The organism is Ruegeria sp. YTSC230, assembly GCF_059609665.1.
Map to the genome: position 1 here is coordinate 481,875 of NZ_JBXWMC010000001.1, position 23,018 is coordinate 504,892.

General features: G+C 57.0%; 22 protein-coding genes. 16 read left to right on the forward strand and 6 right to left on the reverse strand.

Annotation, left to right across the window (positions count from 1 at the left end):
- Position 1 precedes the first annotated feature (1 nt).
- Both AC2FD9_RS02245 and AC2FD9_RS02250 read right to left on the reverse strand, forming a co-directional pair.
- Positions 2-1,252, reverse strand: a complete 1,251-nt coding sequence (locus AC2FD9_RS02245) for a sarcosine oxidase subunit beta family protein (protein ID WP_496835176.1) — start codon at positions 1,250-1,252, stop codon at positions 2-4.
- A 77-nt stretch (positions 1,253-1,329) separates the two neighbouring features.
- Entirely contained in the window at positions 1,330-2,193 is an 864-nt protein-coding gene (locus AC2FD9_RS02250) for a LysR family transcriptional regulator (RefSeq protein WP_082649149.1), read from the reverse strand.
- 107 nt (positions 2,194-2,300) lie between these two features.
- Between AC2FD9_RS02250 and AC2FD9_RS02255 the strand changes: the two genes are divergently transcribed.
- Genes AC2FD9_RS02255 through AC2FD9_RS02280 form a run of 6 tightly spaced genes read left to right on the forward strand, consistent with a single transcriptional unit; the run spans position 2,301 to position 7,999 of the window.
- Positions 2,301-2,900: an amino acid synthesis family protein gene (locus AC2FD9_RS02255; protein ID WP_472723643.1), complete on the forward strand. Its 600-nt coding sequence runs from the start codon at positions 2,301-2,303 to the stop codon at positions 2,898-2,900.
- Positions 2,872-3,651 carry an alpha/beta fold hydrolase gene (locus tag AC2FD9_RS02260; protein ID WP_496835178.1) on the forward strand — a complete coding sequence of 260 codons (780 nt, stop codon included), beginning with the start codon at positions 2,872-2,874 and terminating at the stop codon, positions 3,649-3,651. The genes AC2FD9_RS02255 and AC2FD9_RS02260 overlap by 29 nt, the downstream gene beginning before the upstream one ends.
- Positions 3,648-4,568 carry a flavin reductase family protein gene (locus AC2FD9_RS02265; RefSeq protein WP_496835180.1) on the forward strand — a complete coding sequence of 307 codons (921 nt, stop codon included), beginning with the start codon at positions 3,648-3,650 and terminating at the stop codon, positions 4,566-4,568. Before AC2FD9_RS02260 ends, AC2FD9_RS02265 begins: the two co-directional genes overlap by 4 nt.
- Complete coding sequence (locus tag AC2FD9_RS02270) at positions 4,568-5,602, forward strand: LLM class flavin-dependent oxidoreductase (protein WP_496835181.1); 1,035 nt, start codon at positions 4,568-4,570, stop codon at positions 5,600-5,602. Before AC2FD9_RS02265 ends, AC2FD9_RS02270 begins: the two co-directional genes overlap by 1 nt.
- 8 nt (positions 5,603-5,610) lie before the next feature.
- The gene (locus tag AC2FD9_RS02275; RefSeq protein WP_496835183.1) at positions 5,611-7,089 is read left to right on the forward strand and encodes an aldehyde dehydrogenase; all 1,479 of its coding nucleotides are present in this window, start codon (positions 5,611-5,613) and stop codon (positions 7,087-7,089) included.
- A 43-nt stretch (positions 7,090-7,132) separates the two neighbouring features.
- A complete protein-coding gene (locus tag AC2FD9_RS02280; protein WP_496835185.1) occupies positions 7,133-7,999 on the forward strand; it encodes an urea carboxylase-associated family protein in 867 nt (288 codons plus the stop codon).
- Here AC2FD9_RS02280 and argE read toward each other — a convergent pair.
- Both argE and AC2FD9_RS02290 read right to left on the reverse strand, forming a co-directional pair.
- Complete coding sequence (gene argE / locus AC2FD9_RS02285) at positions 7,996-9,135, reverse strand: acetylornithine deacetylase (RefSeq protein ID WP_496835187.1); 1,140 nt, start codon at positions 9,133-9,135, stop codon at positions 7,996-7,998. The two genes, AC2FD9_RS02280 and argE, sit on opposite strands and share 4 nt — an antisense overlap.
- A 14-nt stretch (positions 9,136-9,149) precedes the next feature.
- Positions 9,150-10,334, reverse strand: a complete 1,185-nt coding sequence (locus tag AC2FD9_RS02290) for a M24 family metallopeptidase (protein WP_496835189.1) — start codon at positions 10,332-10,334, stop codon at positions 9,150-9,152.
- Positions 10,335-10,529: 195 nt separating this feature from the next.
- On the opposite strand from AC2FD9_RS02290, the gene AC2FD9_RS02295 reads away from it, so the two are divergent.
- The 7 genes from AC2FD9_RS02295 (at position 10,530) to AC2FD9_RS02325 (ending at position 18,764) form a co-directional block, all read left to right on the forward strand.
- On the forward strand, positions 10,530-11,675 hold the full coding sequence (locus AC2FD9_RS02295) for a M24 family metallopeptidase (RefSeq protein WP_496835191.1): 1,146 nt from the start codon (positions 10,530-10,532) through the stop codon (positions 11,673-11,675).
- A complete protein-coding gene (locus tag AC2FD9_RS02300) occupies positions 11,672-12,379 on the forward strand; it encodes a maleate cis-trans isomerase family protein (RefSeq protein WP_496835192.1) in 708 nt (235 codons plus the stop codon). The genes AC2FD9_RS02295 and AC2FD9_RS02300 overlap by 4 nt, the downstream gene beginning before the upstream one ends.
- Before the next feature lie 149 nt (positions 12,380-12,528).
- On the forward strand, positions 12,529-13,620 hold the full coding sequence (locus AC2FD9_RS02305) for an ABC transporter ATP-binding protein (RefSeq protein ID WP_109311640.1): 1,092 nt from the start codon (positions 12,529-12,531) through the stop codon (positions 13,618-13,620).
- Positions 13,621-13,731: 111 nt separating this feature from the next.
- Positions 13,732-14,823: an extracellular solute-binding protein gene (locus AC2FD9_RS02310; protein ID WP_282118588.1), complete on the forward strand. Its 1,092-nt coding sequence runs from the start codon at positions 13,732-13,734 to the stop codon at positions 14,821-14,823.
- 70 nt (positions 14,824-14,893) lie between these two features.
- On the forward strand, positions 14,894-16,165 hold the full coding sequence (locus tag AC2FD9_RS02315; protein WP_496835195.1) for an ABC transporter permease: 1,272 nt from the start codon (positions 14,894-14,896) through the stop codon (positions 16,163-16,165).
- Positions 16,166-16,170: 5 nt separating this feature from the next.
- Complete coding sequence (locus tag AC2FD9_RS02320) at positions 16,171-17,382, forward strand: ABC transporter permease (RefSeq protein ID WP_108858770.1); 1,212 nt, start codon at positions 16,171-16,173, stop codon at positions 17,380-17,382.
- A gap of 161 nt (positions 17,383-17,543) precedes the next feature.
- Positions 17,544-18,764 (forward strand): aminopeptidase P family protein, encoded by a 1,221-nt coding sequence (locus AC2FD9_RS02325; protein WP_496835197.1) that lies wholly within the window; start codon positions 17,544-17,546, stop codon positions 18,762-18,764.
- Between the two features lie 21 nt (positions 18,765-18,785).
- On the opposite strand, the gene speB is transcribed toward AC2FD9_RS02325, so the two are convergent.
- The gene (gene speB / locus AC2FD9_RS02330; protein WP_496835199.1) at positions 18,786-19,760 is read right to left on the reverse strand and encodes an agmatinase; all 975 of its coding nucleotides are present in this window, start codon (positions 19,758-19,760) and stop codon (positions 18,786-18,788) included.
- A 150-nt stretch (positions 19,761-19,910) separates the two neighbouring features.
- Between speB and AC2FD9_RS02335 the strand changes: the two genes are divergently transcribed.
- The 3 genes from AC2FD9_RS02335 (at position 19,911) to AC2FD9_RS02345 (ending at position 22,303) form a co-directional block, all read left to right on the forward strand.
- Entirely contained in the window at positions 19,911-20,753 is an 843-nt protein-coding gene (locus AC2FD9_RS02335; protein WP_496835201.1) for a glycosyltransferase family 25 protein, read from the forward strand.
- Between the two features lie 126 nt (positions 20,754-20,879).
- A complete protein-coding gene (locus AC2FD9_RS02340; protein ID WP_282118583.1) occupies positions 20,880-21,248 on the forward strand; it encodes a group I truncated hemoglobin in 369 nt (122 codons plus the stop codon).
- Positions 21,245-22,303, forward strand: a complete 1,059-nt coding sequence (locus AC2FD9_RS02345) for an adenylate/guanylate cyclase domain-containing protein (protein ID WP_496753839.1) — start codon at positions 21,245-21,247, stop codon at positions 22,301-22,303. Before AC2FD9_RS02340 ends, AC2FD9_RS02345 begins: the two co-directional genes overlap by 4 nt.
- Before the next feature lie 8 nt (positions 22,304-22,311).
- On the opposite strand, the gene AC2FD9_RS02350 is transcribed toward AC2FD9_RS02345, so the two are convergent.
- Positions 22,312-22,926 (reverse strand): TetR/AcrR family transcriptional regulator, encoded by a 615-nt coding sequence (locus tag AC2FD9_RS02350; protein WP_058271885.1) that lies wholly within the window; start codon positions 22,924-22,926, stop codon positions 22,312-22,314.
- Positions 22,927-23,018 lie beyond the last annotated feature (92 nt).

The following is a 23,018-nucleotide window of genomic DNA, read 5'->3' on the forward strand; positions in this document are numbered from 1 at the left end:
CTCAATGCAGGTTGGGCTGGTTGCCCACGCCTTTTTCGTCGATCATCCGGCCTGTGCGGAACCGGTCGAAGCGATAGGCCGTGGCGGTAGAGTGCGGTTCGTCCTGCGCCAACAGATGCGCAAAACAGTAACCGGACGCCGGGGTCGCCTTGAACCCGCCATAGCACCAGCCACCATTGAAATAGAGACCCTCAACCGGAGTGCGGTCGATGATGGGTGAACCATCCATAGACATGTCCATAACACCGCCCCACATACGCAGCAGACGTGAGCGGCCGATCATCGGCATCAACGAGACGCCGCCCTCGCAGACATCCTCGACCACGGGTAGATTTCCACGTTGGGCGTAGGTGTTATAGCCGTCGATATCACCGCCAAAGACGAGCCCGCCTTTGTCGGACTGGCTGACATAGAAATGTCCGGCCCCATAGGTGATGACGCTGGGCAGAACCGGCTTCAGACCCTCGGACACAAACGCCTGCAACACGTGGCTTTCGATCGGTAGGCGCATGCCCGCCATGCCCATCACCCGGCCCGAGTTTCCGGCAACAGCGCAGCCGACTTTGTTAGCCCCGATAAAGCCCTTTGAGGTCTCGACGCCCAGGCATTTGCCGTTCTCGATACGCAGACCAGTGACTTCGCAATTCTGGATGATGTCGACACCGTGGCTGTCCGCGGATCGGGCAAAGCCCCAGGCCACCGCATCATGGCGCGCGGTGCCGCCCCGCCGCTGGGCCAAACCGCCTTTGATCGGGAAACGCGCGTCGTCGAAATTCAGATAGGGGTGTTCTTTGCGTACCTGATCGGCATCCAGCAATTCGGCATCTGCACCGTGCAGGATCATCGCATTGCCGCGCCGCGTATAAGCGTCGCGCTGACCATCCGTGTGGAACAGGTTGAGTATTCCGCGCTGGCTCATCATGGCGTTGTAGTTCAGGTCTTGTTCAAGCCCTTCCCACAGTTTCATCGAGAATTCATAGAACGGCTCATTCCCGTCCAGCATGTAGTTCGAGCGAACGATTGTCGTGTTCCGCCCGACATTGCCGCCGCCGATCCAGCCCTTTTCGACAACCGCGACATTGCGATGACCGTAGACCTTGGACAGATAATGGGCCGTCGCCAGCCCATGACCACCACCGCCTATGACGATAATGTCGTAATGAACTTTGGGTTCGGGGTCACGCCAGACCGGTTTCCACCCTTTGTGGCCGGTAAGCGCCTCTTTGATGACTCGAAAGCCTGAATATCGCATGAATCGGACCTTTTTTGCCAGAATTCACTATTTTCCTGCTCAGCGATATCCTCAGATGCGACATTGGTGTGTCTGAATCAGACCCTTTGGTGTGACGAGCCGGGAACCAATTGTGAAAACCATGATACAAAGGCGTCAACCTCGGGTGATGCGCGCTGCACGGCCAGAAAGTACCCTTCGGCCGCTGGAGCAGTCTCATCGAAAGCACGCGCGACCTGTCCGGTCTGCAGAGCGTGATCGGCGATAAGTGCATTCACCAAGGCCACGCCGTTCCCGGAAGCCGCCAATTGCAAGGCGAGCCCGTAAGAATCGACATAATAGGCCGGGGTATGGATTTTATGACCGGTGACTTCCGCCCATGTGGACCAGTTGTCTGACGTTCCCACGGCCTCGATCAGGGGCAAGTCCTGAAAAGCGCCAACCAAGCCAGGTGCTTTTACCGCGATCAGGTCATTCGGCAGTAACGGTTTTGCATCCCGCCCGACTTGTTTTTCTGACCCGAACCGGATTTCAACATCGGCGCGCAGGGCCGAGTATTCATCCGGCCAGATCGTGCTGACAAAGCGAATGGACGTATCTGGGTTTTGGTCGCGAAACTGGGGCAGGGCAGGGGAAATCAACCATTCGATGATGCTGATCGACGCCGCCACAGTGACGTGTCTGGCCCGTTCCTCTGCCAAATACGGAGAGGCGGCGGATTGCAGCAATTGCAGTGCGGCTTCGACCTGCGGCAGCAGCTTTCGGCCTTCATCCGTCAAGGAAAGACCGCGCGGATGCCGATGAAACAGTACGACGCCCAGCCGAGATTCCAGCGACCTGATTTGCTGGCTTACGGCGGATTGGGTCAATCCGATTTCATCCGCCGCAGCTGTTGAGCTCAACCTTCGGGCCGCGGCCTCGAAAGACCTGAACCATGTAAGGGGGGGCAGTGTTTTGGGCATGTGCAACCGACCTAGTAGCTTTGTTAATACCTAAGACCCAACTTCTTTCGTTTGTCAAAGTGCCGGCCAATCAAAGATATTTCTCGTACTCAAGATTGGGGGATAACGTGCAGCCGGAAATTCGTAAAATAGTGACCTTCGACGAAGAAGTTCTGATCGAAGGATATCGCAAAGCCGAACGGCCGTGGCGCATGTTTGCTGTAGCAGCGGTTGTTACCAACCCTTGGGCTGGACGTTTCGTCGAAGATCTACGGCCGGAAATTTTGGCCTATGGCCCAATCCTGGGTCAAGAACTGACCGACAGGATGATCGCGCTGGCCGGAAGCGGTGAGGCGATTGAGGCTTATGGCAAGGCTGCGGTTGTGGGGCTGGACGGAGAGGTCGAGCATGCCTCGGGCCTGATCCACACTCTGCATTTCGGGAACATCTTCCGGCAGGCGGTTGACGCCAAGTCCTATCTTTCATTCACCAACACTCGGGGCCCGGCAAACTCGCCGATCATGGTGCCACTGATGGACAAGAATGATGCGGGCCGCCGGTCACACTATCTGACGCTGCAATTCGCCATCCCCGACGCGCCCCGTGCGGATGAGATCGTCGTGGTTTTGGGCGGAGCAACCTCGGGCCGTCCGCATCATCGCATCGGCGACCGTTATCAGGACTTGAAGGATCTGGGCCATGACGTGGACAACCCGGCCTCGGTCTGACATCGGCGGGCTCGCCGCGATAGACGAAGGCGAAGGCCCGCTTGTGGTTCTGCTCCATGGCGTTGGCTTGCGGGCCGAAGCCTGGGGCGCGCAAATCGATGCGCTGTCTGCCGCCGGGTATCGTGTTCTGTGTCCGGATATGCCCGGGCACGGAAAAACCCAGTTTCAAGGTGCTATGGGGCTGGATGGGTACGCCAACCCGATCGCGGCCCGATTGACCGAGCCTGCCGTTCTGATTGGGCATTCCATGGGAGCTTTGATCGCTTTGGACATTGCGGCATCGGGGCATGATCAGGTGAGAGGCGTTGCCGCGTTGAACGCAATTTACCGCCGAACCCCCGAAGCGCGTGCGGCTGTCACGACCCGCGCGGTGGAACTGGATGCTGCGGCCATGAACGATCCTACCGTGACCTTGCAGCGTTGGTTCGGCGATCAGGTTTCCGAAGAATGCGAAGCCTGTTCGCGTTGGCTGAAAGATGTCCACCCGGGCGCATACAAAGCGGCCTATACCGTCTTCGCCGAAAGCGATGGGCCGACTGACGCACAACTGGGGCAAATCAAATGCCCCACACTGTTTATGACGGGCGGGGATGAGCCGAATTCTACACCAGGTATGTCACAGGGCATGGCGCAGAAGGTGACAAATGGGCGTGTCGAAATTGTTCCGAACGCCGCCCACATGATGCCCATGACGCACCCGGCTGCTGTTAACGCCAAATTGCTTGAGTTCATTCGGAGGTGCCTGCCATGACCGAGGTTGATACCCGCGCCCTGCGTGATGCATTCGGCAACTTCATGACTGGCGTGACGGTTGTGACTACCCGGGATTTTTCCGGCAATCCGGTCGGGTTCACGGCGAATTCCTTCACGTCCGTGTCGCTTGATCCACCTTTGCTGTTGGTGTGTCCCGGCAAGTTTCTGTCCAGCCACGATACCTTTGCCGGATGCACACATTTTGCGGTCAATGTTCTAGCAGATGGGCAGCAGGGCGTCTCCAACACTTTCGCAAGTTTCAAGGGCGACCGATTTGGTCGGGTGGCGCATCGCGACGGAGCCAATGGCTTGCCGCTGATCGACGGGGCGCTGGCACAGTTCAGTTGTGAAACGCATCAGGCGCTGCCCGCAGGCGACCACACGGTTCTGATTGGTCGTGTCACAGACTTCACCCATATCGGTGGAAACGGTCTGGGTTATGTGAACGGGTCGTATTTCAGTCTTGGGCTCGAGCGTCAGATGGACGCGCAGGTTCCGACAATCTGCGGCGCGATCGTTGCGGCAAATGGCAAAGTTCTTCTGGAGCGCTACGAAGGCGCATTTCGCCCGGTTCAAATCGCCGGTGCAGAACCCGGGGGGCAACGCAACAGGTTGGCACAGGGCCTTTCTGATCGGGGCATTCAGGCGCAGATCGAACAGGTCTATTCTTCGTTCAACGATGCCGAAACGAACCTGCACTATACGTTCTTTCTAGCGTCCTGCGGTCAGACCACCCAGACGGACAATGCCGAATGGGTAGACATCGGCGATCTGGCCGATCTGACCTATGCCAGCAAAAGTTTGCACCACATGATGACCCGCTACGCCCTTGAAGCCCGCGAAGGCGTTTTCGGGCTGTATCTCGGTGACGCCGAGCGCGGCGAAATTCACAGTTTCGGTAAAGGAGCCATTTGATGGAGTTTTCACTGTTTGCCCACGTGGAACGTCTGACCCCGGATCAGCCTCACGATGTTCTGTATGATGAATTCGTGAGCCTGGTGAAGATGGCTGATGACGGGGGGATGCGGGCAGTTTGGACCGGTGAACATCACGGGATGGAGTTCACCATTGCCCCCAATCCGTTTCTGTCGCTGGTCGATCTGGCGCATCACACGCGCAATGTGCGGTTGGGGACCGGAACGGTAATTGCGCCGTTCTGGCATCCCATCAAACTGGCAGGTGAGGCCGCCGCGGCGGATCAGATGACGAAAGGTCGTATCGAGTTGGGGATCGCGCGCGGTGCGTATTCCTATGAATACGAACGTCTGATGCCAGGAATGGACGCTTGGGAGGCAGGGCAGCGCATGCGCGAGTCCACTCCGCTGTTGCCTCAGATCTGGAAGGGCGATTGTGCCCATGAAGGCGAGTTCTATGCGTTTCCGGCCGCAACTTCGGCACCGAAGCCATATCAGGAGGACGGCCCGCCAATCTGGATCGCCGCGCGGGATCCTAACAGCCACGAATTCGGCGTTCACAACGGATTCAATATTCAGGTCACCCCGCTGTGGCAGGGTATGGAAGAGATCGAGACCCTGATGGGGCGGTTCAACGATGCCTGTGACAGCTACGCGGGGCCGCGCCCCAAGATCATGTTGTTACACCACACCTATGTCGGCAAGGATGACGACGATGTTGCGCGGGGCGTGCAAAATCTGCGCCGGTACTACAATTACTTTGGTGCATGGTTCATGAACAAACGGCCGGTTGAACAGGGCTTGATCAAGCCGATTACCGAAGCCGAGATGGACGCGAACCCGATGTATACCAAAGAAAATTTGGGCCGTGATCTGACAGTTGGGACCGCCCAACAGGTGATCGACCGGATCAAGCGCTATGAAGATCTGGGTTATGACGAGTTTTCGTTCTGGGTCGACAGCGGCATGACCAACGAACGTAAGCGTGCCTCTTTGGCGCGATTCATCGACGACGTGATGCCGGCATTTCAGTGAGGACCACAATGGGAAACCTACCGCATTTTCAGCTGTTCATTGACGGCGTCTGGACCGAAGGATCAGCCTCGCAGGTGATGACGTCACAGAACCCGGCCACGGGCCAGGGGTGGGCCACATTCGCGTGCGCCGCGCCCAGTGATGTTGAACTCGCCATCGCCGCCGCCAAACGGGTTCTGGATGACCCGGAATGGCGGGATATGACACAGACGCAGCGGGGCAAGCTGCTGTATCGTCTTGCCGATCTGGTGGCAGAAAACGCCAAGCGCCTGGGTGAGTTGGAGACGACCGACAGCGGAAAGTTGTTGGCTGAAACCTCGGCACAGACCGGGTATGTCGCGGACTACTACCGTTACTTTGCGGGGCTGGCAGACAAGATCGAAGGCACGGTCCTGCCCATCGACAAGCCCGACATGCACGTCTTTACCACACGCGAAGCGATCGGCGTCGTGGCCGCGATCGTGCCGTGGAATGCGCAAATGTTCCTGACCGCGACCAAGCTAGGCCCGGCGTTGGCTGCCGGGTGTTCCGTGGTGCTGAAAGCATCGGAAATCGCGCCCGCACCCATGCTGGAATTCGCCAAGCTGATTGAACAGGCTGGGTTCCCGTCCGGCGTTGTGTCGGTTATCACCGGTGACGCCGAAAACTGCGCGATCCCACTGACCCGGCACCCGGATGTCGACCGAATTGCCTTTACGGGTGGGCCTGAAACCGCCCGCCATGTGGTGCGAAACTCGGCTGAGAACTTTGCGGTCACGTCATTGGAGCTGGGTGGAAAGTCGCCGATCCTCGTGTTTGAGGACGCCGATTTGGACGGTGCAGCAAACGGCCTGATCGCGGGTAACTTCGGCGCATCCGGTCAGAGTTGTGTGGCGGGCACGCGCGGACTGGTGCAACGGTCGATCCTGGGGCCTCTGGTTGAACGGATCGCCGAAAAGGCCAGCGCCATCCGGTTGGGTGATCCCCTGCAGCCGGAGACGCATGTCGGCCCGCTGTGCACGGCAGCGCAGGTGCGCAAGATCGAAGAGACTTTAGGCAAAGCGCAGGGGCAGGGCGCGACGATCCATTTCGGCGGAGAAACTGCAGACCGTCCCGGAAATTACATGAATCCCACTTTGGTCGAATGCGTGTCACCAGAGACCGAAACCTTGAAGATCGAAATGTTCGGACCTGTCATGTCCTTGCTGCCGTTCGATACCGAAGAAGAGGCTATCGCGCTGGCAAACAGCACCCCTTACGGGTTGGGCTCGGGCGTGTTCACGCAGAACCTTGCGCGTGCACACCGTGTTTCGAAACGGATCAGGGCCGGTATCTGCTGGGTGAACACCTATCGCGCGATCTCACCCATTGCGCCGTTCGGCGGGTTCAATCAGTCGGGATATGGTCGCGAGGCGGGTGTTGAGGCAATACTGGATTACACCAGAACCAAGACAACCTGGATCAGCACCGCGCAAGAGCCGATGGCGAACCCCTTCATAATGCGCTAAGGATTCGGAAAGGCAGAGATTTCTGCAGGGAAGTGAGGGGCGCATGAAACTGACAAAACCGAACTTCCCACCACCGGCCGATGGCGCCGAGCGCAAGGCCATTGCCCCTGTAATATGCTATCCGCCGGATGCGCTGAAGCAGCCTGATCTGAACGGTTTGAGCAAGCTTCGCGAGGATGCGGTAAAGGTGGCTGAGGTCACTGCGGCACCACGCGATGCGGCATGCATTGGTGTTCCGGCTGGCGCTTTCGTCAGGGTGGTTTCGGTCGACGGCCCGCAGGTTGGCGACCTGAACATGTGGAATAAGCATGACCTGACTGAGCGGTTCTATTCCGGCAAAACCCGCGCGCTGCACGGCACGCACCTGTCGACCGGAGACCGGATGTGGTCGAGCTTTCCCAACATGCGACCGATGGCTACGATCGTTGCCGATACGCTGGATTGGTACGGGTTCGATGCCTTTGGCGGCTCGGTCCATGATGTGATCGGCACGCGGTGTGACCCGTATACCGGGCGTTTGCTTTCGGGGGACGACTATCACTATTGCTGCCACTCGAACCTGACCCGCGCGCTGGCCAGCCATTGCGACCTGCCGCTGCATGAGGCCGAGATGCTGGTGCATGACGTTCTGAACGTGTTCATGTGCACTGGATTTACCCGCGATACCGGCCAGTATTTTATGAAAGCCAGCCCGGTTCGCCCTGGCGATTACCTTGAGTTCTACGCTGAAATCGATCTGATCGTCGGCCTGTCTGCGTGCCCCGGAGGGGATTGTTCCTCGGAACACTCGTCAGACGCGGCGGCCTGCTATCCGTTGCTGATGGAAGTTTACGATCCCGGCGAAGAAGCGCGGGCTGCACATGTGCAACCGGGTCGGTCAAGATACGACCGCACGCACGGTACCGGTTAACGGGTCAGGCGCTGACCCAATCGGGTCAGCATTCTGCAGCACAGGTCCAGCTGTTCGATTTCAAGGAACTCGTCTGCCTTGTGGGCCTGTGCGATTGAACCCGGCCCGCAGACAATTGCGTGAACGCCCAGTTTCTGGAACAGCCCGGCCTCGGTCGCAAAGGCGACAACGCCACTGCCATTCGCGCCGGTCAGTTCGGCCACCAGATCACGAGCCGCGTTTTCTTCCATGGGTTCAAGACCTTCGACCTCGGCGATAGCCTCTTGCGTGATACTCGAGTCGCTGTGGACCGCTTGCATCTCCGGCAGCAAAGAATGCTCTACGTAGTCCGAAAGGGTCTTTTTGACGAGGTCGGCGTCACTTGCCTGCACTGGGCGCATCTCCCACAAGACCTCGGCCTTGCTGGCTATGACGTTGTGGGCAACGCCGCCCGAAATTTGGCCGATATTGACCGTCGTCCAAGGCGGCTCGAACCGGCTGTCGGCGGGTGCGCGGGACTTGAGGATATGGCGCAACTCCAGCAGTTTGCCGATATAGCGCGCGGCATATTCCGCAGCATTCACCCCGTCATCGGGGGCAGAGCTGTGTCCCTCTAGACCCGAGAAGCGGGTGGTATATTCAAAGCAGCCCTTGTGCCCCTCTATCACGCGCATTTCGGTCGGCTCGCCGATGATGGCGATGTCCGGAACGATGCCACGTTCAGACAGGTCATCGACCAGAGTTTGCGCACCAAGGCAGCCGACTTCCTCGTCGTAAGTAAAGGCAAAGTGCAGCGGCTGGGTCAGCTTGTCCACATCCAGCGTTTCGCCGAAAGCCACCGCCGCTGCGATGAAGCCCTTCATGTCGCATGTGCCGCGACCGTGGAGTTTGCCGTCACTTTCCGCCAACTTAAACGGATCTGTCGTCCAGTCCTGATCGGCCACCGGCACCACATCCGTATGGCCGGACAGAAGGATACCACCGGGTTGATCGGGGCCGATCGTGGCAAACACATTGGCCTTGGTGCCAGTCTTGTCCCGCGTGACGATACATCGCGCGCCCAGTGCCTCGAGCCGTTCGGTCAGATAGCTGATCATTTCCAGATTCGAGTCCGCTGACACCGTCTCAAAAGCGATCAGGTCGGCTAGTATTTCCATGGTTCTGGGTAAAGTCATGGCTTCACAAACAGCTTTCTGGGGCGGTTGCAGAAACATTCGGCAGGTCCGGAATCTGTGATGAGGATCGGCTCAGTGATCTCCAACCCCCAATCATCCATCCAGAGGCCGGGCATGAAGTGAAAGGTCATGCCCGGTTCCAATACGGTCTCATCCTCGGGGCGGAGAGAGATCGTGCGTTCGCCCCAATCGGGTGGATAGCTGAGGCCAATCGGATAACCGCATCGCGCGCCGCGCTCGATACCCGCCCGTTCCAGCGGGGCAGCCAGAGCCAACGCGATATCACGCGCCTGATTGCCGGCCCGCGCGGCCTCTAGTCCCGCTTCAAGACCCTCTACCAGCGCGGCTTCAGCACGAAGCAAATAGTCGGGTGGCTTACCCAAAAAGACCGAGCGGCAGAAGGGCGCGTGGTAGCGGCGATAGCAGCCCGACAGTTCGAAAAATGTACACTCTCCGGATTTGAACGGCTCACCATCCCAAGTCAGGTGTGGTGCGGCGGCATCCGGGCCGGACGGGAGCAGCGGCACAATGGCCGCGTAATCGCCCCAATCCTCGCCAACTCCGGTGACTGCGTCATGGTAGATTTGCGCGACGAGGTCGTTCTTGCGCATACCCGGTTCGATGCGCTCCAATACGCCGTCGGTCACATGCTCGGATATCCGGGCAGCTTTTCGCATTAGCGCAATTTCCTCATCGGATTTCACGACACGCTGCCAGTTCACCAATGTGTTTGCGTCGACCAGCTCTGCGTCGGGCAACTCCGCCAGCAAAGTCAGGTGCGCTTTGGCTGAATAATAATAATTGTCCAACTCGACACCGATCCGCCCCTTCGCGATACCAGTATCCGCAATCAGCGCTGCCAGATCCTGCATGGGGTGACGCACGGTGGATTGTACGTATTCGTCCGCATAGCCGTGGATCCGGTCATTGGACATCCAAACAGTTTTACGCGCGCCGTTGGCATCCTGATTTCGGCCCCACCAGATCGGGTCGGCATCCTGAAGCACAAGTACCCCTTGATGCACATAGAACGACCAGCCCTCATAGCCCGTCAGCCATGCCATGTTTGAAGGATCTTCGACAAACATAGCATCCAACCCGGCGGCTGCCATGGCGGCGCGGGTCTTTGCCAATCTGCGGTCGTACTCGGCGCGGCTGAAGGCCGGATCTGAATGGGGCATTTTAGGCTCCTGCCTTGGGCGAGTTTTGTTGACAGAACTTGACGAATGCGATCACGTCAATGGGCATCACGGGAAAGACACCAAATTGAGAATCTCACCTACCCCCCATCGCGGCGGCCAAAAGCTGATCAATGGCACTTGCTTGAGAATTGACGCAGACGCGCAGGTTATCCGCTTTTTCTCTGAGGTCACGGAATGAGGGGGTTTGACACATCTGAGTTCGCAGCACGAACGGAACGCGCGCAAAACAAGATGCAAGCCTCTGGTCTGTCGGCCCTGTTGCTGACGACGGAACCTGAGGTCCGATATTTTACCGGCTACCTGACGCGGTTTTGGGAAAGCCCAACACGGCCCTGGTTTCTGATTGTACCTGCCAGTGGCAAGCCGATTGCGGTGATCCCTTCGATCGGGGCCGCGCTTATGGCCGAGACATGGCTCGACGATATCCGAACCTGGGCTGCGCCGGATCTGGCCGACGATGGCATTAGCCTTTTGGCTGATACACTTCGCGAGGTGACGCCCGACGACGCAAAGATCGGACTACCAGATGGGCATGAAACGCATGTCAGGATGCCGTTGGCAGACCTTCGACGTCTGCAACAGACAGTCGGTCAGCGAGACCTTTGCGGCGATGAAGGGATCGTACGCGCGCTGCGGATGGTGAAATCATCAGCGGAGATTGCAAAGATTGAAACGGCATGCGCCATCGCTGGGCGTGCCTTTCAGCGGGTGCCCGAAATCGCCAAAGAAGGCGTGGCGCTGGATGCTGTGTTCCGCGGGTTTCAAATGCTGTGCCTGGACGAGGGGGCCGATTGGGTTCCATACCTCGCGGGCGGTGCGGAACAGGGTGGCTACACCGATGTGATTTCCCCGGCATCTGATACGCTGCTGCAGCAAGGCGATGTCTTGATGCTGGACACCGGCCTGGTTTGGGATGGGTATTTCAGTGATTACGACCGCAACTGGTCAATAGGGTCCGCGAGCCAGCAGGTTAAGTCGGCCTACAGTGCTTTGATTGAAGCATCGGATTCGGCATTCGAGATTGCGCGTCCGGGCGCCACGGCGGCGGACTTGTTTCAGGCGATGAACTCTGTGCTGTCGCGCCACGATGCCGATACAGGGGCAGGGCGTTTGGGGCACGGATTGGGGATGTCTTTGACAGAATGGCCATCTCTCATTCCAACCGACCACACAGTTTTGGAACCAGGCATGGTCCTGACGCTTGAACCGGGCATTGCCGTGGGTGGAAAGATCCTTGTCCACGAAGAAAACATCGTCATAACCGAAGAAGAGCCCCGCTTTCTTAGCCCTCGCGCTGGTATGGAGTTGCCCGAGATATGACGCGATTACCCTATACAGTTGATGCAGATGATCCCGCCACGCCCCCAATGGGTCTGATCGTCTTGCAGACAGACGAGACCCTTGAGCCGGAATTCAACGCGTATTTTTCTGATCGTAGCTGTCCGATTTATGTCTCCAGAATTCCCAGCGGCAAAGAGGTGACGACAGATACTCTGGCGGAAATGGAAACCGCGTTACCTGCCGCTGCCGATCTGTTGCCCAAGACCCGACCATATCGTGTGGTTGGTTATGGCTGCACCTCTGCCAGCTCGGTTATCGGCTCGGATCAGGTCGAACAAATGGTTCAAAAAACTTGCGAGGCAGAGGTTGTTACAAACCCATTGCGCGCGGCCTCGGCCTGCGCCCAAGAACTTGGTGTAGCAAAGTTCGCACTTTTGTCGCCATATATCGAAGAAGTGAACGATCCCTTACGCCATGCATTTGCCCAAAATGGCATTTCGATGGATGTTTTTGGCACATTCGGCGAAGCTGAGGAGGCCAAAGTCGCGCGGATTTCACGGAAGTCTCTGATTGAGGCTGCAGTGAGTCTTGGGCAGGATGATTCAGTTGAAGCTGTTTTTCTAAGCTGCACGAATCTAAGAACTTTTGACGTAATCCCGATTGTACAGGAACGCCTAAAAAAACCGGTGCTTTCCAGCAATCAAAGCCTCGCGTGGCACATGCGCAAGTTGAATTCCGCCTGAAAACTCGGCTGCTTCCTTTCTAATAGTTACCCACGTGTCATATTTTGGTTGCGTGCCGCACCCTGCATGTCCTTAAATGGCCTCGACAGGTCTTTGAGATCCGGATGAACCGGGCAGGCAAGGACTGCACAGGGGAGACTAATCGGTAAATGTCTAATGACGCAGCGTTCGTCGAGTTTCAGCATGTCCAAAAATCTTATGATGGCGAGATCCTTGTTGTAAAAGACCTTAACCTTTCCATGCCGAAGGGTGAGTTTCTTACAATGCTTGGGCCCTCGGGTTCTGGCAAGACAACTTGCCTGATGATGCTGGCAGGGTTTGAAACAGCCACTCATGGCGAGATTATGTTGGACGGTCGACCGATCAACAACATCCCACCGCATAAGCGCGGTATCGGCATGGTTTTCCAGAATTACGCTCTTTTTCCGCATATGACGGTGGCAGAAAATCTGTCGTTCCCTCTGGAAGTGCGGAAAATTGGCAAGGACGCAAGAGAAGAAAAAGTCCGCCGGGCGCTTGATATGGTCCAGATGGGGGCCTTTGGCAGCCGTCGACCGGCGCAATTGTCCGGGGGCCAGCAGCAGCGGATCGCCCTTGCACGCGCGCTGGTGTTCGAGCCCGAGCTGGTTCTGATGGATGAACCGCTGGGCGCGCTCGACAAACAGCTGCGCGAGCATATGCAGTTTGAAATCACGCGTCTGGCCCATGAACTTGGGATTACGACCGTCTACGTGACCCACGACCAGACCGAAGCCCTGACAATGTCAGATCGCGTTGCGGTATTCGACGATGGGCGCATTCAACAGCTTGCGCCGCCGGATCTTCTGTACGAAGAGCCTGAAAACAGTTTTGTTGCCCAGTTCATTGGTGAAAACAACACATTGGAAGGCGTTATTAAATCAATCAACGGCGACGAATGTGTTGTGGCGCTGGATGACGGATCTGAAATTGACGCCAAGCCGGTCAATGTCCACGCGGCAGGTGATCGGACCAAAGTGTCAATCCGGCCTGAGCGGGTGGAATTCAACAAGGATCGCCTGCACGCCGATGCGCATACTCTGAAAGCAACGGTGAAAGAGTTCATCTACATGGGCGATGTTTTCCGCTTCCGTCTGTCGGTTGCCGGGAATGACGACTTCATCATCAAGACGCGAAACGCCCCGGACGCTATCAGACTGTCGCCGGGCCAGGAAGTCGAAATCGGCTGGCTTGCGCGCGACTGCCGGGCATTGGACGCCTGATCAGGGAACAGCCCGTTCACGACACGAAAGTGCGCGGGGAAAGGCATGGGTGGGTTACCCCGTGGCCCAACCAAAAAGATCAAAATTAACGGGAATAACAGGGAGTTAACGATGAAAGTAACAAAAACCACTATTATGGCAGGTGCTATTGCGGCAGTTGCCGGCGCTGCATCCGCAGAGGAAATGACTATTGTCTCTTGGGGCGGAGCTTACTCCAAGTCGCAGCTGAAAGCATACCATGAGCCCTATTCCGAGAAGAGCGGCGTCACGATCCTGAACGACGACAGCTCGGCCGAGGCGGTTGCTAAACTGCGTGCGATGAACGAAGCAGGCAACATTACCTGGGACGTGGTCGACGTTGTGGCGGCAGACGCAATTCGTCTGTGTGACGAAGGTTTAGCGCTGGAAATCGATCCGGACACCATGTTGGCACCGGCACCCGACGGAACCTCGGCTGCTGATGATTTCGGTGACTTGCTTGTCAGCGAGTGTTTCATTCCGCAAATCGTTTACTCGACTACATTCGGGTATCGTACGGATCTGGTGGGTGACACACCGCCGTCGGATGTTTGCGCGGTCTTCGATCTGGAAGCCTATCCAGGCAAGCGTTCACTTGAAAAGCGTGCCATCAACAACATGGAATGGGCTCTGATTTGTGACGGCGTGGCAAAAGACGACGTCTATGACGTGCTGGCGACTCCTGAAGGGCAGGATCAGGCCCTGGCCAAGCTTGGCACCATCAAAGACAACGTTGTCTGGTGGTCTGCAGGCGCTGACACGCCGCAGTTGCTGGCGGACGGCGAGATCATCATGGGTTCGACCTATAACGGTCGCCTGTTCAGCGTGATCGAAGAGCAGAAGCAACCCGTTGCAATGCTGTGGGATGCTCAGATATTTGATCTGGACGGCTGGATTATTCCTGCTGGTCTGAGCGAAGAGCGTCAGAAGCGCGCGCTGGACTACATCATGTTCGCAACCGATACGCAGCGCCTGGCGGATCAGGCTAAGTACATCTCGTACGGTCCGGCCCGCGCATCTTCGGCGCCGCTGGTGGGTCAGCACGCGGACCTGGGCATTGACATGGCACCTCACATGCCGACCGATCCCGAGAACGCCAAGAACACGTTCCTGTACAACTACGAGTTCTGGGCTGACTATCGTGATGATATCGAAGCAAAGTTCCAGGCTTGGCTGGCGAAGTAATCGCTGATTGAACCAAAAAAACCAGTCGGGGCCAAGTTAGGCCCCGGCGTCAAAAAATCAGGGAACGCAGATGAGCGACGCAACTCAATCAGGTCCGATGTTGGCGGCAGATGGTACGCCGCTGAAGAAATCACTGGCGCGCTCATTGCGTCGGCGTAAATTGCGGGCGTTGGCTCTGGTTGCGCCACTTTTGCTATTTGTACTGCTATCATTCGTCATACCTATCATTTCCATGCTATTCCGATCGGTCGAAAACGGGATTGTCTCAGAGACACTTCCTTTGACAGTCGTTGAGTTACAGCAATGGGACGCCGAGAGCGGGGAATTGCCGGACGAAGCTTTGTATGAAGCATTTATTCGCGACATGGTTGTTGCCGTTGACGCCAAGCAACACACAAGACTGGGTACCCGCTTGAACTATGAGCAGACGGGTATGTCGTCGATGTTCCGAAAATCTGGACGCCAGATCAAGCGGTTGGATCCGGAAGCTGACGCTCCGTTCAAGGAGAAACTGATCGAAATTCACGAAGGCTGGGGTGATGTAGACACCTGGCGCGTGATCAAGACGCACGCGGTGCCGATCACCAATGGTTACTTTCTAAACGCTGTTGATATGCAGCGCACACCCGAAGGGGCGCAAGCGCAACCCGAAGATAAGCGCATCCTCATCAAGCTGTTCGGCCGGACATTGTTCATGTCGCTGATCATTACCGGGTCCTGTATTCTGCTGGCCTATCCAGTTTCTTACCTGCTGGCCAATCTGCCGATGCGGGCTTCAAACATGCTGATGATTTTGGTGCTGCTGCCATTCTGGACCTCGCTGCTTGTGCGCACCTCCGCCTGGAAAGTGATGTTGCAGCAGCAGGGTGTGATCAACGAAACGCTGGTCTGGCTGGGCTTTGTTGCCGATGATGCGAGGCTGGTGATCATCAACAATCAATTCGGCACGATCATTGCGATGACGCATATCCTGCTGCCGTTCATGATTCTGCCGATGTATTCGGTCATGCAGACGATTCCGCCGTACTATACCCGTGCGGCCAAATCCATGGGCGCCACCAACTGGACGACCTTCTGGAGGATTTACTTTCCGCAATCGATACCGGGTATCGGCGCGGGCTCGATCCTCGTATTCATTCTTGCCATCGGGTACTACATCACGCCCGAGATCGTTGGCGGCACCAAAGGTGTCTTCATTTCGAACCGGATTGCGTACCACATCTCATCCTCTCTGAACTGGGGACTGGCTGCGGCGCTGGGGACGATCCTGCTGGCGGTCGTTCTTCTACTCTACTGGTGCTACGACAAGATCGTCGGCATTGATAACGTCAAGCTGGGATAAAGAATATGGCTGCACTTACACCAATATCCCGCAAACCGTTGTCGGTGGTTCTGCCGGCTGTCGCAATCGCCGGAGGATTTCTGGGCATGTTCGTCGGAGCCGGGCAGGACAACGTTCTGCTGGGCATCCTGATCGGCGCTGCTTTGATGGCAGGTCTGGCATGGCTGTATATCAACGTGCTGGACAACGAACGCGTTGCGCGCTGGATTACGATACTCGGTCTTGCTGCAATTGGATTTTTCTTCGCAGGCATTACAGGCTTGATCGTCGGGCTGCTGGCGGGGTGGTTCTTTGCCTTCTTCATCTTCTGGCTCTACGAGGGGCGTTATCGGCAAAAATTGCTTCCTTACATGACGGCTGGTCAGGTGTTGTGGCATTTCACTTTCCGGGTGATCTGCGGGGCAATCTTCGTTTTCCTGATCACGCCGATCCTTGTGGTACTACCGCTGTCTTTCAATGCGCAGGACTTTTTCACCTTTACGCCCGAAATGCTGCGTCTGGACCCTGAAGGGTATTCGCTGAAGCATTACCGCGATTTCTTCACCAACAATGAATGGCAGCGTAGCTTCAAGAACTCGCTGATCATCGCACCAATTGCGACCATCATTTCGGTATCGCTGGGCACTCTGGCGGCGATAGGTCTCAGCCAGTCGCATGTTCCGGGGCGTCGGGCCATTATGGGCATTCTGATCTCGCCAATGATCGTTCCGCTGATCATCTCGGCCACGGGTATGTTCTTTTTCTACAGCGACATCGGCCGCTTTTTGGAAGGTACGCTGGGCATGAACAAGAACTTCGTCGGCTATGTGAAAGTCGTGCTGGCCCACGCGGTTCTGGGGATTCCCTTCGTCATCATCACGGTGACCGCAACGCTGGTCGGGTTTGACCAATCCCTGACGCGGGCTGCTGCGAATATGGGTGCAGGTCCGGTGCGGACGTTCTTCAAGATCCAGATGCCGCTGATTTTGCCGGGTGTAATCTCGGGCGGATTGTTTGCCTTCATCACTTCGTTTGACGAAGTTGTGGTGGTTCTCTTTGTCGGATCAGCCAGCCAAAAGACATTGCCTTGGCAGATGTTCACAGGCCTGCGTGAACAGATCAGCCCGACCATTCTGGCCGTTGCGACCATCCTTGTCGTGATCTCGATCGCGCTGCTGACCACGGTCGAACTGCTGCGGCGGCGGTCTGAACGCCTGCGGGGTCTCACCCCGGCTTGACGCGACTCAAAAGCTGATTTAGCGATTTCACCATGTACCCCGGTCACGATGGCGTCGTGACGCAACGCGGGGTGCATGGCTCTCGGATCCCGAGGCCGCTCGTCCTGAACGCCGGGACTTGTGGCCGGGCGATGCCAGTCCGGCGTTGAGGAGAGTCAAAGATGAAAGATCTGAACAATCGCCCCGAGTTTTTCACCTGCCACAACGGTGACAAAGCGCCGTTGCCATTCAGCCGGGCGGAATACGATCGTCGCCTTGCCAGCCTACGCGCGACCATGGCGGCACGGGACATTCCCGCAGTTCTGCTGACGTCGATGCAGAACATCGCTTACTACTCGGGCTTCCTGTACTGCTCGTTTGGTCGCCCCTATGGCTGTGTTGTAACGCAGGATGCCTGTACCACGGTTTCGGCCAATATCGATGCCGGGCAGCCCTGGCGCCGGTCGGTCGAAGAGAACGTGATCTACACCGATTGGAAGCGGAACAATTACTGGCGCGCTGTAGCCAGCCTGATCGGCTCTGCCCGCCGGGTCGGTATCGAGGGTGACCACATGACCCTGGCAATGCGCGACACTGCGCTGGATATGCTGGGGGCACCGGAACTGGTCGAAATCGCGCCTGATACGATGGCTGCACGGATGGTGAAATCAGCCGAAGAGATCGAACTGATCAAAGGTGGCGCGCGTACTGCGGATGTTGGTGGCGCAGCCATCCACGCCGCGATCCGTGAAGGCGCGACCGAGATCGAGATCGCCATGGCCGGGCGTGACGCGATGGAGGTCGAGATTGCCCGCGCCTATCCGGATGCCGAATACCGCGACACATGGGTTTGGTTTCAGTCAGGCCTGAACACGGATGGCGCACATAACCCGGTCACCAAGCGCGCGTTGGAAAAGGGTGATATCCTATCCCTGAACACTTTCCCGATGATTTCAGGTTATTACACAGCGCTGGAGCGCACTCTGTTCCTAGGCGAACCCGACGCCGATAGCCTGCGCATCTGGAAAGCCAACGTTGCCGCGCATGAGCTGGGTCTGAGCCTGATTAAACCCGGCGCGACCTGCTCGGGGATCTGCGAAGAAATCAACCGCTTCTTCGCTGACGAAGGCCTGCTGCAGTACCGGTCCTTCGGGTACGGGCACTCTTTCGGTATCCTTAGCCATTACTATGGGCGCGAGGCGGGGCTGGAACTGCGCGAGGATATCGATACGGTTCTGGAACCGGGCATGGTCGTTTCAATTGAGCCGATGCTGTGGATTCCAGAAGGTCAGAAGGGTGCAGGCGGATACCGGGAACACGACATTCTGGTGGTCGAGGAAACCGGTGCCGAAAACATTACCGGCTTCCCCTATGGCCCTGAACACAACACGATCAGTGCATAATTGATTTGGCAGGAAGGGCGATCAGCCCTTCTTGCCACGTTCGTGAAAGATGAACCCGATGAAGTTCAGCAGAACCTGAGCCGCCAATATCTGCGTGCTTTCGGTCGGGTCATAATTCGGAGCCACTTCGACAAGGTCGATCCCGACTACGTCTCCGCGTTTCGCAAGCCCCTGAATTATCTCCAAGACATCATAGTACTGGAACCCGCCGTGGCTGGGCGTGCCGGTGCCAGAGGCGATGGACGGGCAGAATGCGTCGATATCAATCGTGACATAATACCGGGCGCCTTCCGGGATGCGCGCCAACACGCCATCCGTACCGAGCTTGCGCACCTGCCGAACAGACAAAATGTCCGACCCGCGGGCGCGGGCGTCCTCATATCCTTCTTTGGCGGTTGACGACACGTTCCGGATGCCCAATTGTGTCATGCCCGAAACATACGATTTTTCAATTGCACGTCGCATGGGGTTGCCGTGCCCGGCGGTCACGCCATGGCGTTCGTCCACGAAGTCCAGATGTGCGTCGATTTGCACGACGTGGATAGGCCCGTTTTTCTCGCAATCGTTTTCGAAGGCGTTGATGCACGGGATGTTGACCGAGTGATCGCCGCCGATGGTGACGGGCAGGGCGCCTGCATTCAGCATCTTTTCAACACCGAACTGGATGTTGGCGTGGCTTTCTTCGGTCTTTGTGTGGATGATATCCGCGTCGCCGATATCGACCATCCGGACCGAGCCATCCAAGTAAGTGGCATCATCCTCGTGGTCATATGCGCCGGCATGGCCGAAGCTGAACAGAGTTGACGCTTCGCGCACCGCACGCGGTCCAAACCGAGCGCCGGATCGCCACTGAGTTCCGAAATCAAAAGGCGCACCCATGACGGCGACGTCAGCATCGATTTGATCCCAATCCGCGACATACGGAGCTTTGCCAAAGGTCGATATACCCACAAACGGCAGGTTCAGGCGACCGCCGGAATATCCATGAGACGTCATTGCAAGAATCCTGTTTATTGTTTTCTCAGCGCAGCTTAATCGGGACTTCTAAATCAGGATAGGCGAAACCGGATACATATTGCTCAAGCGCAGACTTGATTGTCCACCTTGCCGGTGTGTATCTGGCGTAACTACTTGAAAGGAAACACCGTGGGACGTTACGAACTGCCACCAGAGACGGGTGCCTTTTTTATCAACCTGGATCGCGTTCCAGTGCGTCGCGCATTCATGGAAGCGCAGTTCGATCATGCAGGTTTGGTAGGTGCCACGCGCTACAGTGCGACAGATGCACAAGTACCCGGTGTCCTGGATGTCAACGGCTACGTTCCGGGATCGGGTAGTCGCTGGGGTTTGACGCAAAGCGAAATCGCCTGTTTCGAAAGCCATCGCGCGGTTTGGCAGGCTGCGATGGATCAAAACCTTAATGCGGTGGCCATTTTCGAAGATGACGTCGAAATGTCTGTTCAGGCAGGATCGATAATCGCGGCCTTGCTGGAGGTCCCGGATGCCTTTGACATGGTCAAGCTGGACTACTCCCCCAAGCCCCTTCGTTTTGGGCCTGAGACGCGCATTGCGGGAGTTGACGTCCGGCCCATGCTGGAAATGGCCCCGAGCGCGGCCGCCTATGTGCTTTCTCAGCGGGCCTGCCAGAAACTGCTGAATTGGTCCGAAAAGTATTCGGATCACCTGGACGATTTCGTCTCCATCCCACGGTCGGATTGGCGGATGTATCAGTGCTTTCCGGCTGTTGGGGTGCAGATGATCTGGTCGAAACAGCAAGATCACACGGTCGAAGAGGTGAAGGTCAGCGAACGATCACAAGACCAGAAAACCAACAGCGGGCTGGATAAGGGGCCGCTTTGGTTCCGCCTTCGGCGGGAATTGGTCGCGGCGCGGCGCAAGCTGTATTGGCGCGTGGGGGGCCAGACGCGATTGCTGGAACAGGGGGGATACGTCGGGTTCATCCCCTGCGCCGACGATCTGAGCGTGTGAATTCATGTCTCAACACGCCACGTAAATGGTCGCCCCGCCGTGCATCCGCGTCATAAGCGTTAACAAAACTGTCAATATGATATAACCTCGTGACGTTAGTGGTGAATAACGTTTGGGTTATGTGTCGTGGGGCAGACAATTTACGAAAGATACGGTGGCTTCAAAACGATCTCGCGGATCGTGATGACCTTTTACGAAATGGCGTTGGAGTCCGATCAGATCGGCGGTCATTTCGAAGACATTGATATGCCCCGGTTGATTGATCATCAGACCAAGTTTGTTTCGTCCCTGGTTGGTGGACCTGCATCCTTTAGCGATGACAGGATCGAGGCGGTTCATCGCCACCTGAACATCTCTCACGCAGATTTTGACGAGATGGCCGCGCTTTTCAGCGATGCCCTGTCGATGCATGGAATGGAAGACGCGCATATAAAAATTGCCCTTGATGCCATCGAGTCAAAACGAGCCATCATCGTGGCACGCGACGCCGCATGAGTATTCTGGCCATAAACGAACAGCTGCTCCGCGCGATCGGTGTCGGCGTCGCTGTTGTGCGGGCTTCGGATTTGGGTTTCGTGTTTCACAACGGCCCATTTACCGAGTGGTTTGGGGCACCGACTGAAGGTCAGACCCTCTTGGATTACTTCCCCGACCTTGATCCAAAAGAGCTTGAAGACGTCAAGCAATCCGGCCTGCGCTATTCGGCCGAGCTGCAGGTCAAGCCCAAGCGCCGGACGCTGATATTCGCAGTCGCAGTGTCCTTGGCCAACGGCCTTTCCGAACAGGTGCTGGTGGTCGAATTTCAGAACATCACCCGCATTCGCGAGCTTGAGAGCATGATCGACAGTTATTCGACCATGGTCGAGCGTAATACGCGCGAATTGGAACGCGAGAAAGAGCGGGTCGAACGGCTGCTGTTGAACCTCATGCCACGCGCTGTGTACGAAGAGTTCAAGACCTTTGGTGTCGTTACGCCGCAGCTTTACGATCAGGTCTCGGTCGTGATGCTGGATTTTGTGGGCTTTACGGATTTTGCGGCAAAGACCGACCCGACTGTGACACTCAGCGAGTTGAACGATGTTTTCACGGCCTTCGACAGGATCGTCGAACAATATGGGTGCGAACGGATCAAGACTATCGGGGACGCTTATCTGGCGGTTTCCGGTATGCCGGACGCAACGCCGGATCATGCGACGGCCGTGGCCCATTGTGCGGTCCGGTTCTTGCGATATCTCGAACGGCGCAACGAAAGCCATCCGCATAAATGGCAGGCTCGAATCGGTCTGGGAATGGGGCCGGCTGTCGGCTCGGTCGTGGGTATTCAGAAATACGTCTACGACGTGTTTGGTCCGGCCGTGAACATTGCTTCACGCCTGCAAGTTTTTGCAAACCCAATGAATATTGTCGCCCCGGAAGAGATGAAGTACGCGTTGATTGACGAGTTCCAGGTCTCGGATATTGGACCGGTGGATATCAAGGGCATGGGGCAGATGGATCTGATTAACGTCACCTCGGGCCTTAGTGTTCCGGCACCAAGACCCAGGTTCTAGCTCGAACCTCAATCGTCCTGCGGAACCAGACCTAAACCCCGCAAATATATTCCAATGCCACTTTCCAACAGATCCTCTGGCGGGAATGGAGAGCTGGCACCTGTGTTTCGGGCATAAAGCTCAACAACGCCATGGCTCATCGCCCAGATATGGGCACTGAACATCGACGCAGGTGGCCGTTTCTCTGGCGGGATGTGTTGCGAAAGGTCTGCGGCTGCTTTTTCCAGGACGCTCTTGGCCCGGTTCGCGGCCAGCGCCAATTCAGGCGTTCGGTTTACGGATATCCCGCTTTCGAACATGGCGATGTAGTGACCAGGGTGCTTGCGGGCAAAAGCCAGATAAGCCCGACCAGTAGCCTCAAACGCAGCAAGGGCCGAGGGTTGGCCCGTGTCGTAGGCGTACTGCATCAAGTCGGCAAACATTTCGAAACCCTGCCGGGCGGCCTCGGCAATCAGGTCCTCGCGTCCCTGAAAGTGCCTGTATACAGCTGCAGGCGTTACACCCGCGGTCTTTGCGGCCTCGGAAAGGGTAAAGCCTGTCGGACCTTTTTCTTCGATCAGCGAAAGAGCGGCCTCGATCAGGGCTTGCTTGAGGTTGCCGTGGTGATACCCGCGTTTCGCCATGTCTGTGTCACGAGCCTTTTTGTTTAAGTTCCGGGGAACCAAGACATAATCCACGCCTGCCGGTTCGTCCAACCCTTGGCAGCATTGGAGCG